This is a genomic window from Aphanothece microscopica RSMan92 (assembly GCF_046613545.2).
Classification (GTDB): Bacteria; Cyanobacteriota; Cyanobacteriia; order PCC-6307; family Cyanobiaceae; genus NIES-981.
The window spans coordinates 15,566-26,229 of record NZ_JBKKKY020000041.1; the positions used below are offsets into that span (position 1 = coordinate 15,566).

At 69.3% G+C, this 10,664-nt stretch carries 12 protein-coding genes; 5 read left to right on the plus strand and 7 right to left on the minus strand.

Annotated features, from left to right (window positions below):
• Window positions 1–5: 5 nt before the first annotated feature.
• Window positions 6–212 (minus strand): deoxyribodipyrimidine photo-lyase, encoded by a 207-nt coding sequence (locus ACLD7X_RS11385; RefSeq protein WP_411423753.1) that lies wholly within the window; start codon window positions 210–212, stop codon window positions 6–8.
• Window positions 213–321: 109 nt separating this feature from the next.
• On the opposite strand from ACLD7X_RS11385, the gene ACLD7X_RS11390 reads away from it, so the two are divergent.
• The gene (locus ACLD7X_RS11390; RefSeq protein WP_412007050.1) at window positions 322–645 is read left to right on the plus strand and encodes an AbrB family transcriptional regulator; all 324 of its coding nucleotides are present in this window, start codon (window positions 322–324) and stop codon (window positions 643–645) included.
• A 46-nt stretch (window positions 646–691) separates the two neighbouring features.
• On the opposite strand, the gene ACLD7X_RS11395 is transcribed toward ACLD7X_RS11390, so the two are convergent.
• A complete protein-coding gene (locus ACLD7X_RS11395; RefSeq protein WP_412007049.1) occupies window positions 692–2,473 on the minus strand; it encodes an NAD(P)/FAD-dependent oxidoreductase in 1,782 nt (593 codons plus the stop codon).
• A 74-nt stretch (window positions 2,474–2,547) separates the two neighbouring features.
• Here ACLD7X_RS11395 and ACLD7X_RS11400 point away from each other — a divergent pair, with 74 nt between their 5' ends.
• The 3 genes from ACLD7X_RS11400 to ACLD7X_RS11410 are packed head-to-tail and all read left to right on the plus strand — an operon-like array spanning window position 2,548 to window position 4,467.
• Window positions 2,548–2,682 carry a hypothetical protein gene (locus ACLD7X_RS11400; RefSeq protein ID WP_412007048.1) on the plus strand — a complete coding sequence of 45 codons (135 nt, stop codon included), beginning with the start codon at window positions 2,548–2,550 and terminating at the stop codon, window positions 2,680–2,682.
• Window positions 2,683–2,726: 44 nt separating this feature from the next.
• Window positions 2,727–3,497, plus strand: coding sequence for an MBL fold metallo-hydrolase (locus tag ACLD7X_RS11405; RefSeq protein ID WP_411423756.1), 771 nt, complete (start codon window positions 2,727–2,729; stop codon window positions 3,495–3,497).
• Window positions 3,498–3,525: 28 nt separating this feature from the next.
• A complete protein-coding gene (locus ACLD7X_RS11410; protein WP_411423757.1) occupies window positions 3,526–4,467 on the plus strand; it encodes a mechanosensitive ion channel family protein in 942 nt (313 codons plus the stop codon).
• Window positions 4,468–4,484: 17 nt separating this feature from the next.
• Here the strand turns inward: ACLD7X_RS11410 and ppsA are convergent, their stop codons facing one another.
• A complete protein-coding gene (ppsA, locus tag ACLD7X_RS11415; protein ID WP_411423758.1) occupies window positions 4,485–6,938 on the minus strand; it encodes a phosphoenolpyruvate synthase in 2,454 nt (817 codons plus the stop codon).
• Window positions 6,939–7,072: 134 nt separating this feature from the next.
• Here ppsA and ACLD7X_RS11420 point away from each other — a divergent pair, with 134 nt between their 5' ends.
• Complete coding sequence (locus tag ACLD7X_RS11420; RefSeq protein ID WP_411423759.1) at window positions 7,073–7,543, plus strand: hypothetical protein; 471 nt, start codon at window positions 7,073–7,075, stop codon at window positions 7,541–7,543.
• Window positions 7,544–7,780: 237 nt separating this feature from the next.
• Here the strand turns inward: ACLD7X_RS11420 and ACLD7X_RS11425 are convergent, their stop codons facing one another.
• The 4 genes from ACLD7X_RS11425 to ACLD7X_RS11440 form a co-directional block, all read right to left on the minus strand.
• Window positions 7,781–8,038, minus strand: coding sequence for a GIVxVP protein (locus ACLD7X_RS11425; RefSeq protein WP_411423760.1), 258 nt, complete (start codon window positions 8,036–8,038; stop codon window positions 7,781–7,783).
• Complete coding sequence (locus ACLD7X_RS11430; RefSeq protein WP_411423761.1) at window positions 8,035–8,487, minus strand: hypothetical protein; 453 nt, start codon at window positions 8,485–8,487, stop codon at window positions 8,035–8,037. Before ACLD7X_RS11430 ends, ACLD7X_RS11425 begins: the two co-directional genes overlap by 4 nt.
• On the minus strand, window positions 8,418–10,271 hold the full coding sequence (gene ilvB, locus ACLD7X_RS11435) for a biosynthetic-type acetolactate synthase large subunit (protein ID WP_411423763.1): 1,854 nt from the start codon (window positions 10,269–10,271) through the stop codon (window positions 8,418–8,420). Before ilvB ends, ACLD7X_RS11430 begins: the two co-directional genes overlap by 70 nt.
• Before the next feature lie 134 nt (window positions 10,272–10,405).
• Window positions 10,406–10,664: M23 family metallopeptidase (locus tag ACLD7X_RS11440; protein ID WP_411423762.1), on the minus strand; the 259-nt coding region annotated here is incomplete at its 5' end.

The following is a 10,664-nucleotide window of genomic DNA, read 5'->3' on the forward strand; positions in this document are numbered from 1 at the left end:
TGAGCTCAGCCGCGAGTTCCCCGCTCGCTGTGCAGAGTCCGCCGGTTGTCAAGCAGGAAAGCCACCCTGGCGACGGCGGTTTCGGGCTGTGTGAGCAGATCTGGATCAAGGATGAACAGGGGTAGAACGGCACGTTGCTGGCTTCCATACCCGAGCGCTGGATGATCGACGAGCCGAAGATCGCGACGAAACCAGACAACATGAAGCCTCATCAGTCGCGCTTCACCCTTGCGCAGAGTTCAGTCCGTCAGTCATAATGCAAGAAGTGCATAGTGAATCGCAATGCTCACGGGATCTGAACTTCTGAGCAAGGTCAAGGAGTTGGGTGATGTCAGCAAATCTGACCTTGTTCGCGCCTGCGGCTATGTCTCCCAGAAGAAGAGCGGTGATGAGCGCTTGAATTTCACGGCCTTCTACGAAGCTCTCCTGCAGGCCAAGGGCGTTGAATTCGGCGGTGCCCCGAAAGCTGGCAAGGGTGGGCGCAAGCTGAGCTTCTCGACCAAGGTGCAGTTCAACGGCAACCTCATGGTGGGCAAGGCCTACACCGCCATGCTGGACCTCAAGCCCGGGGATGAGTTCGAGATCAAGCTGGGTCGGAAGCAGATCCGCCTCGTGCCGCTGGGGGCTGAAGACGAAGAGGAATGAGCTCCCGCTTCTGATCGTCCCTGGGATCCAGGCCCTCCCCTGATGCTCAGCCCTTGCTGCAGGCACTGAGGGCCAGCGCCACCTGTTCGGCCACCTTGATGCCGTCGATCGCCGCCGACAGGATCCCGCCGGCGTAGCCGGCCCCCTCACCAGCCGGGTACAGCCCGGGGGTGTTGCGGCTGACCAGGGTCTCGCTGTGGCGGGGAAGGCGGACCGGGGATGAGGTGCGCGTCTCCACGCCCGTGAGCAGGGCCTCGTCCATCGCGAAACCGGGAATGCGCCGCTCGAAGGCGGGCAGCGCCTCCTGGAGCGCGGCGACCACATAGGAGGGAAGGCAGGTCCGCAGGTCCGCCGGCCGTACTCCGGGCTGGTAGGAGGGCGTGATGCTCGCCTGCCCCTCGGTTGCGCCCCCCGAGGCCGCCCCGGGGGGCGTCCGGCCGAGAAAGGCAGCCACCTGCTGGGCGGGTGCCTCGTAGGTGCCACCTCCCGCCACGAAGGCCCGCTGTTCCCAGTGGCGCTGGAAGGCGATTCCGGCCAGCGGATCGTCCCGATCCCGGCCGTAGGGGCGCAGGTCATCGAGGCTCACCGGCACCACCAGGCCGCTGTTGGCATTGCGCTCGTTGCGGGAGTGCTGGCTCATCCCGTTGGTGACCACACCCCCGGGCTCGGAGGCGGCTCCCACCACCAGGCCCCCCGGACACATGCAGAAGCTGTAGACGCTGCGCCCTTCCAGGCCGGGGCCCGCGCAGTGATGCACCAGCTTGTACTCGGCGGGGCCCAGGCGGGGATGGCCGGCGGCGGGGCCCCAGCGGGCCCGGTCGATCAGCGGTTGGGGATGCTCGATCCGCAGGCCGATGGCGAACGGCTTGGCCTCCAGGGCGACCCCTGCGGACTGCAGCATCGCGAAGGTGTCCCGTGCGCTGTGTCCGATCGCCAGCACCACGGCGCCGGCTTCCAGCGTCGTGCCGTCGGCCAGGTGCACGCCGCGCACCGCCCGGGAGGCCGGATCCAGTTCCAGCCCGTCCAGAAGACTCCCAAAGCGCACCTCACCGCCGAGCTCCTCGATCCGCCGGCGCAGGCCCCGCACCACGGTGGCCAGCTTGAAGGTGCCGATGTGGGGGCGGTGCAGGGTGAGAATCTCGGCATTGGCACCGGCCGCCACCAGCTCCTCGAGCACCTTGCGCACGTAGGCCTTGGGCTCGCTCACCTGGCTGTAGAGCTTCCCATCGGAGAACGTGCCGGCACCGCCCTCACCGAACTGGGCGTTGGACTCGGGGTTGAACGGCTGCTGACCTCGCCAGAAGCCGAAGGTGTCGGCGCTGCGGCGTCGCACGTCCTTGCCCCGTTCGAGCAGCAGGGGCCGAAACCCCATCTGGGCCAGCAGCAGGGCCGCGAAATAGCCGCAGGGTCCAGCTCCCACCACGATCGGCCGGGGAGGCTCTGCCCCCGTGGCGCTGTGCGGTGGTCCGTCCACGACATGGCGGTAGACCGTGTCGGGCGTCGGCCGCAGGTGGGGATCCCCGGCAAAACGGCGCAGCAACCGCTGTTCCCCGGCCGCATCGAGCTCGAGCACGAGATCGAGGCTGTACACCAGGGAAATCCGTGCGGCGCGCCGGGCGTCGACGCTGCGCTTGACCAGGCGGACTTCCCGGAGCTGCTCGGGAGGGATCCGCAGCCGCCGGCAGACAGCCGCGGCGAGGTCGGCCTCCTGATGATCGAGCGGCAGCTTCAGCTCGCTGAGGCGAAGCACGGTGCGGGGGTCTCGGATCCCCTGTTGTAGACCCCGGGGTTCCGGGGAGCCGCTGACGCACCCACCCAGCGGTGCCATGGTGGGAGTCCTGCCCGCCGTGCCAGGGCAAGACCAGCCAGGCCCGAGCGCCCTTCCATCCCCGAATCTCCTCCATGGGTCTTGCCCACTGCCCCCTCTGCATCGGTCTGGCACTCCTCTCCCTGGTGCGCGGCTGCGCGAACGCCGTGCAGCTCTGGCAGCTGCTGGTCCCCGCCCCGTCCGTCTCGCTGGGGCTGCAGGGCACCTAGCCTCGGGCGCGTTCCAAGCTCTGCCCTGCAGGCCTCCCCTCACCATGCCCCCGGGATTGCAGGCCACCTACTTCGGCGCCAACGGCTGGCTGCTCGAGTTCGACCGGGTGCGGGTGCTGGTGGATCCATGGCTGACCGGTGCCCTGGAGTTCCCGCCGGGCCCCTGGCTGTTCCGCGGCACGCTGCCTCAGGAGTGGCCCGTTCCTGCCGCCCTCGACCTGCTCCTGCTCACCCAGGGGCTGCCGGATCACTGCCATCCAGCCAGCCTGGCCCTGCTCGATCCTGATCTCCCCGTGGTCGGTTCGCTCGCCGCGGGCCAGCGGGCACGGCAGCTCGGCTTTCGCCACGTCACCGCCCTGCGTCCCGGGGAGCGCCATCGCCTGGGTGCCCTCGAGATCCTCGCCACGGCCGGTGCCCCCGTGCCCCAGGTGGAGAACGGCTACAGGCTGGCGCATCCGGCCGGCCGCCTCTACCTCGAACCCCATGGCTTCCTGGATCCGGACCTGCCTGCGGAGCCGGTGGATGCCGTGATCACCCCCGTGGTGGATCTTGGTCTTCCCCTGGCCGGCGCCTTCGTGCGGGGCCGTCAGGTGTTGCCGCACCTGCTGGAGCGCCTCAGTCCGGCCACGGTTCTGGCCAGCACCACCGGCGGGGATGTGCGGTTCGACGGCCTGCTGACCCGGGCGCTCTGGCAGCGGGGCAGCAGCAGCGAGGCCGCGGCCATGCTGGAGGCCCTCGCCGCCGGCGCCGCCAACCCCACCCGGTTGATCGATCCTGTGCCGGGGACCCCCTACCCGCTGTCCGGCCTGGCCTGAGCGGCCAGACCGGCACCAGGATGGGGCCATGAACGACCCGATCCGTGGCCTGCTGCAGTGGAGCAGCGATCCGCTGGTGCGCAAGCTGATCGCGGCCCTGGTGGCGCTGGCGGCCATCGCCCTGCTCAGCCGGCTCACCCAGGCCTCGCTCAACCGCTACCTGCGGGACTCAGACACGCGCTACTACGCGCGCAAGCTCGTGGCGCTGAGCGGGTATTTCCTCGCGGTGGTCTGCATCACCGTGATCTTCAAGGACCGGCTGGGCGGCCTCACGGTGGCGATCGGGGTGGCCGGTGCCGGCATCGCCTTCGCCCTGCAGGAGGTGATCGGCAGTGTGGCCGGCTGGATCGCCATTTCCTTCGGGGGCTTCTACCGCCCGGGCGATCGGGTGCAGCTGGGGGGGATCAAGGGCGATGTGATCGATATCGGCATCCTGCGCACCACCCTGATGGAACTGGGGGAATGGGTGGACTCCGACCTGTACACCGGCCGGATCGTGCGGATCGCCAACAGCTTCGTGTTCAAGGAGCCGGTGTTCAACTATTCCGGCGATTTCCCCTTCCTCTGGGATGAACTGCGCCTACCGGTGCAGTACGGCAGTGACCACCGCCGTTGCCGCCGCATTCTCGAGCGCGTCGGAGCCGAGGTGGCCACCGACACCCTCACCCAGGCGGTGCGCTCGGCCTGGCAGGAGATGGTGCGCAAGTACCTGCTGGAGAACGCCGGCATGGAGCCCCAGGTGACCCTGGCGCTCAATGACAACTGGATGGAGTACACGCTCCGCTACATGGTGGACGTCAAGAAGCGGCGCTCCACCAAGGACCTGATCTTCACCCGGATCCTGGAGGAGTTCGAGCAGGCCGGTGATGCCGTGCGCATCGGCTCCACCACGCTGGAGCTGGTGCAGGCCCCGCCCCTGGAGGTGCACCTCAGCCCCGACCGGAGCGCCGGGGTCGGCGAGCCTGGTTAGCGTCAGCTCAAGGCCGCTCAAGCGGGCGGCGGGCCCATCTCCTGTTCGATCGCCGCCACGGCGATGCGGGTGTTCAGGACCGCATCGGGGTTGAGGCTGATCGAATCGATGCCCTCGGCCACCAGGAATTCGGCGAATTCGGGGTGGTCACTGGGGGCCTGACCACAGATTCCCACCTTCCGCCCGCAGCGTCGGGCGGTGCGGATGGCCATTCGGATCATCGCCTTGACACTGTCATCCCGTTCATCAAAGAGTTCCGCGACGAGGGCGGAATCCCGGTCCAGCCCCAGGGTGAGCTGGGTGAGGTCGTTCGAGCCGATCGAGAAACCGTCGAACCGCGCGGCGAAGGCCTCGGCATTGATCACGTTGCTGGGCAGTTCGCACATCACATAGACCTGCAGGCCGTTCTCGCCCCGCACCAGTCCATGGCGGGCCATCTCGGCCAGCACCCGATCGCCCTCCTCCGGGGTGCGGCAGAAGGGCACCATCGGGATCAGGTTGGTGAGGCCCATGCGCTGCCGCGCCTGCAGCAGGGCTTCGCATTCCAGCCCGAACGCCTCGCGAAACGCCGGGGCGTAGTAGCGGGAGGCCCCCCGCCAGCCGAGCATCGGGTTTTCCTCGGCCGGTTCGAAACCCCTGCCACCCAGAAGCTTGGCGTATTCGTTGCTCTTGAAGTCGGAGAAGCGCAGGATGACGGGCCGCGGATGGAAGGCGGCCGCCAGCCGCCCCATGCCCTGGGCGAGCAGGTCCACGTAGTAGTCCCGGGGACGGGGGTAGCCGGCGGTGAGTTCGGCGATGGCCTGGCGTTCGCCTGGATCGCTGACGCGCTCGGGCTCCAGCAGCGCCAGGGGATGGACCCGGATGTGGTTGGCGATGATGAATTCCAGACGGGCCAGGCCCACCCCATCGCAGGGAATCGCGGCCAGCTTGAAGGCTTCCTCCGGATTGCCCACATTCATCAGGATGCGGGTCCGGGTGGGGGGCAGATCATCCAGTTCCCGCTCCTCCACCCGGAAGGGCAGGGCGCCGCGGTAGACCCGACCCACGTCCCCCTCGCAGCAGCTGGCGGTGATCGCCTCCCCATCGGCGATGCGGCTGGTGCCATCGCCGGTGCCGACGATGGCGGTGATCCCCATCTCGCGGGCGATGATCGCCGCGTGGCAGGTGCGGCCGCCCTGGTTGGTGATCACCCCGCTGGCGAGCTTGAGGATCGGCTCCCAGTCGGGATCGGTTCGCTCCGTCACCAGGAGGTCGCCGGGCGAGAAGCGCTGGATCTCGCCGGGATCCCGGATGATCCGGGCCCGGCCACTGCTCACCGAGGCCCCGATGGCGCGGCCCTGGCAGACGAGCTCCGCGTCATGGGGCTCCAGGTGCCAGCTGCGCAGCACGGAGGCCGAGCGGCGGGACTCCACGGTCTCCGGCCTGGCCTGGAGGATGAACAGCTCGCCGGTGGTGCCGTCCTTGGCCCACTCGATGTCCATCGGAGTGGGAACGCCCCGCCGGGCGCTGTAGTGTCGCTCGATCGTGCAGGCCCACCGGGCCAGCTGCAGGGCCTCGGCGTCGGTGATGGCGTAGCGGCGCCGTTCGGCCTCCGGCACCGGCACGTTGCAGGTGGCGGTGTTGCCCGGTTCACCCCCGCCGTCAGCGGTCGGCAGCGCATCGGCGTAGACCATGCGGATCGCCTTGCTGCCGAGGCGGCGATGCACGATCGGCTCGAAGCCCTGCTCCAGGGTGGGTTTGAAGATGAGGTACTCATCCGGGTTCACCGCGCCCTGCACCACGTTCTCGCCGAGGCCGTAGGCGGCCGTGAGCAGCACCGCGTCGCGGAAGCCGGTTTCGGTGTCGATGCTGAACATCACCCCGGAGGCCGCCAGGTCGGAGCGCACCATGCGCTGCACGCCGATCGAGAGCGCCACCTCGAAGTGGTCGAAGCCGTTGATCTGCCGGTAGGAGATGGCCCGGTCGGTGAACAGGGAGGCGAAGCAGCGGCGGCAGGCGGCCAGCAGGGCGGCCTCCCCATGCACATTCAGGTAGGTCTCCTGCTGGCCGGCGAAGGAGGCGTCGGGCAGGTCCTCGGCCGTGGCGCTGGAGCGCACGGCGACGGCGACGGCCCGCTCCCCCTGGGGCGGCGCCAGGCCGCGGTAGGACTCCAGCAGCACCTCCTGCAGGTCCAGGGGCAGCGGAGCACCCAGCAGGAGCGAACGGGCCGCGGCACCGGCGGCCTGCAGGGCGGCCAGATCCCGACCATCCAGCCCGTCCAGGATGGCGTGGAGGCGAGGCTGCAGCCCGTTGGCGTCGATGAAGTGGCGGTAGGCGGCTGCGGTGGTGGCAAAGCCGCCCGGCACGCACACCCCCTGGCCGCTGAGTTGGCGGATCATCTCCCCCAGGGAGGCGTTCTTCCCCCCCACCTGGGCCACGGCGTCGATGCCCACCTGCTCCAGCGGGACCACGAGCGTTTCTGCTGGGGGCATCGGTTCGACGCGTCTGCCCAGAATCTGGCGCCGATGGACAGTCTGCGCTCCGACTGTGAATGGCTCGAAAGACTGGGTGAGGCAGAACTTCGGTGGCACAGTGGTCCAACCCCTCAGCCTGCCCCTTGGTTTTGGTGTCCCGTTTCCTCCAGGTCCGGATCGCGGCTTCCGGCCATGCCCTCTTCGCGGCTGCGGCGTCGGCCACCTCGGCCGTTGCCCTCGGCGTGGCATCGCTGACCGTCCCTGCCGCCCCGGTGTTCGCCCAGGCCGCCCCCGCCGCCGCCAAGCCGGCGTCGATGGAGCTGATGAACGACCTCTCCCTGGCCGCCGCCGTGAACGTCTGCGAACTGGTCGTGGAGTCGAAGCTGCCGGTCGAGAAGGCCGTGCTCTCCACTGCCAAGTCGATCACCTACGTCATCACCAGCCGCTACGGCAGCCAGGTGGCGAGTGCCGGCAAGCTGCAGCCCGAGCAGATCGCCAATGGCACCATCATCCAGATCGTCGGTCGGGTGCGGCAGGGCTGCTATCCCAAGCTGGCAGGGGCTGACAAGAAATTCGTCGACGACGTCCTCTCCGAATACTCCAAGGCCGTCAACAAGAAGTGAACATGCCGTGAAACGGGGTCCCATCGGGCAGCGCTCTCCACGGGGAAGGGCCGCCCGGAGAGCCTGATCACTCCAGCCAGCTCAGCCCGACCCGATCAGCCCACCGCTTCGCCGCCTCCATTCACGGGCTGCGTTAAGGGGCTGGGTCGACGGGATGCGCACACCGGCTGGCGGGCTGAGCTCCCGACCCCCTCCCTGCTGGTGGCCAGGGACCTTCAGTCTGGCGGCCAGGGAGCTTCAGTCGTTACCGGTGGACGCCGAGTTCTCGCGGTCCGCCCCGGTTCGAGCTGAGCCGGCGGGTGTGCGGTCGGGCTCAGCCTCCGGCAGCAGCTGGGCGAGCAGGCCGGCCCCCATCAGCAGACTGCCCAGCCCGAGGGCGAGCGGGCGGTTCGTGGCGGCTGGCCCATCCAGCCAGGCGGCGGCCGCCAGAAAAGCTCCCCCCAGCAGCAGGCTCGGCACCAGCACGATGCCCCTGGCGGTGCGATTCAGGCTCATGCCGCCTCCTGGGGGCAGCGGGCCGGCCCAGGGGCCAGGGGATGGGCGAGCCCGGCAGCGATCAGCCCATCCCCGAGCTCCAGCTCCCCGCGGCCGGCGGCAGCCCTGCCCAGACGGCTGACCCTGGCCAGCAGCACCCCATCGGCCTGGCCCACGGGACGCAGGTTGATCCGGCTGCGTCGTGGCAGCGCCTCCCGCAGCCAGGCGTTGGCCGCGGCCTGGTCTGCCGGATCGATCCCGATGCAGGCCAGGGCCACGGTGTAGCTCCTGTTGCCATCGCCCACCTGGAGCAGCCCATCCCCGCGCACCTGCAGGAGTTCGGCTGCCGTGGCAGGGCCGGCCCAGCTGAGCCCGCCGACCAGCAGGGCCAGCAGCAGGCTCAGAGCTTGGCGCCGCAGCTGGGGCAGAAGAGATGGGCGCTGGCCGTGCTGGTGCCGCAGCTGTTGCATTGACGGGTGGTGTCGATGGCGAGTTCGGGGTGGGTGGGCAGGCCCACCATCTGGGCATTGCTGGCACCGGGAGGCACCATCGGGTAACAGTTCTCGTTGCGCCGCACCTTCACATCGATGAAGGCCGGTCCAGGATGATCGAGGGCCTCGCGCAACTGCTGGCGCAGGGTGGCCCGCTCGGTGATCAGCACCCCCCGCACACCGAAGGCTTCGGCGAGGGCCTCGAAGTTCGGCATGCCACCGGTCATCTCGGAGGCCGAATAGCGCTCTTCGTAGAAACTCTCCTGCCACTGGCGCACCATGCCCTGCCAGCCGTTGTTGAGCACCACCACCTTCACCGGCAGGTCGTACTGGGCGAGGGTGCCCAGCTCCTGGATGTTCATCAGGATCGAGGCATCGCCGGCCACGCAGATCACCTGGGCGTCCGGGAAGGCCGTCTGCACCCCCATGGCGGCCGGCATGCCGTAGCCCATCGTGCCCAGGCCAGCACTGCTGATCCAGTGGCGGGGAGCGTTGTGGAGGTACTGGGCCGCCCACATCTGATGCTGGCCGACATCGGTGGTGATGTAGGCCTGCGGAGCCAGCTCCTGCAGCGCGATCACCACCTCCTGGGGTGCGATCTCGCCCTCCGGGCTGGGCGTCATCAGCGGGTAATGGCGTTTCCAGCTGGAGATCCGATCCAGCCAGGCATCGGTGCGGCCCTGGGAATCCTCTCCCTCGGATCCGGCCAGCAGGGCATCGAGGGCCTGGCGCACATCGGCCACCACGGCCACATCGGGCACCCGGGTCTTGCCCACCTCGGCGGCGTCGATGTCGATGTGGATCACCTGGGCCCGGGGTGCGAAGCCGTCCAGGCGGCCGGTGACCCGGTCATCGAAGCGGGCGCCGGTGGCGATCAGCAGATCGCATTCGGTGACGGCGAAGTTGGCGTAGGCGGTGCCGTGCATGCCGAGCATGCCGACGGCGAGGGAGTGGGTTTCGTCGAAGGCCCCCTTGCCCATCAGGGTGGTGGTGACCGGCAGGCGGAAGCGCTCCGCCAGCCGGTGCACCTGGGCGTGGGCGTTGCTGCTGATCGCGCCGCCACCCACGTAGAGCAGGGGACGGCGGGCCTGACGGATCAGTTCCAGGGCCTGGCGGATCCGCTCCGGGTTGGCCTGGGGGGGAAGCCGGAAGCCGGCCGGAACGGTGCTGCCGGGCTCCACCGGCACGTAGTCGAACTGCTCGGTGCCCACGTCCTTGGGCACGTCGATCAGCACCGGGCCGGGCCGTCCGCTGGCGGCGATCAGGAAGGCCTCCGCCACGATCCGGCCGATGTCCCTTGGATCGCGCACCACCCAGGAGTGCTTCACGATCGGCAGGGTGATGCCGAAGATGTCGGTTTCCTGGAAGGCATCGGTGCCGATCGCCGCCCGGGGCACCTGGCCGGTGATCACCACCATCGGCACGGAATCCATGTGGGCCGTGGCGATGCCGGTCACCAGGTTGGTGGCGCCGGGGCCGGACGTGCCGAAACAGACGCCCACCTTGCCGGTGGCGCGGGCGTAGGCGTCGGCGGCGTGGGTGCCGCCCTGCTCGTGGCGCACGAGGATGTGCTTCATCCAGCCCCGGCTTTCCGCCTTGTGGAGCTCGTCGTAGATGGGGAGGATGGCTCCGCCGGGATAGCCGAAGATGTGCTCCACACCGTGGCGGTGGAGGGCATCCATCAGGGCGTAGCCGCCACTCACCCGCTGCGACTCGGCGCTGTGCCGCTGAGCCGGCTCGGGAGAGGCGGCCTGGGATGCCACGGCCGGCTCGGAGGCCGCACGATCAGTGGTGGCGCTCCCGGCACCCGAGGGGTGGGAGGCGGTGCTCGCGGACCCGGCCGCAGGAGTGAGGGGCGTAAGCGTCACGGCTGCAGCGGGCCAACCACTCTGGCCATCTAACGGACTACGGCAACCCTAGGCCTTGGTGCCGCTTTTGGGGATCGGCGAGCCCGCGCCATCGCCCGCAGCACCTTGGCGGGATCGATCCAGTGGCCACCGTGGCGCAGGCCCCAGTGGAGATGGGGACCTGTCGTGCTGCCGCTCATGCCCACATGGCCGATGACCTGGCCGGTGCGCACCCCGATACCCGTGGCCAGACGGACGGAGCCGCTCTGGTACACGTCCCCGACCGCCCGGCCGGAGAGATGGCAGTAG

Bases quoted from the DNA above. Each gene is read 5' to 3' on its own strand.
- ACLD7X_RS11430 (WP_411423761.1), bottom strand. From the start codon at position 8,487: ATGCAACAGCTGCGGCACCAGCACGGCCAGCGCCCATCTCTTCTGCCC.
- ACLD7X_RS11395 (WP_412007049.1), bottom strand. From the start codon at position 2,473: ATGGCACCGCTGGGTGGGTGCGTCAGCGGCTCCCCGGAACCCCGGGGT.
- ACLD7X_RS11425 (WP_411423760.1), bottom strand. From the start codon at position 8,038: ATGAGCCTGAATCGCACCGCCAGGGGCATCGTGCTGGTGCCGAGCCTG.
- ACLD7X_RS11410 (WP_411423757.1), top strand. From the start codon at position 3,526: ATGAACGACCCGATCCGTGGCCTGCTGCAGTGGAGCAGCGATCCGCTG.
- ACLD7X_RS11405 (WP_411423756.1), top strand. From the start codon at position 2,727: ATGCCCCCGGGATTGCAGGCCACCTACTTCGGCGCCAACGGCTGGCTG.
- ACLD7X_RS11385 (WP_411423753.1), bottom strand. From the start codon at position 212: ATGAGGCTTCATGTTGTCTGGTTTCGTCGCGATCTTCGGCTCGTCGAT.
- ppsA (WP_411423758.1), bottom strand. From the start codon at position 6,938: ATGCCCCCAGCAGAAACGCTCGTGGTCCCGCTGGAGCAGGTGGGCATC.
- ACLD7X_RS11400 (WP_412007048.1), top strand. From the start codon at position 2,548: ATGGGTCTTGCCCACTGCCCCCTCTGCATCGGTCTGGCACTCCTCTCC.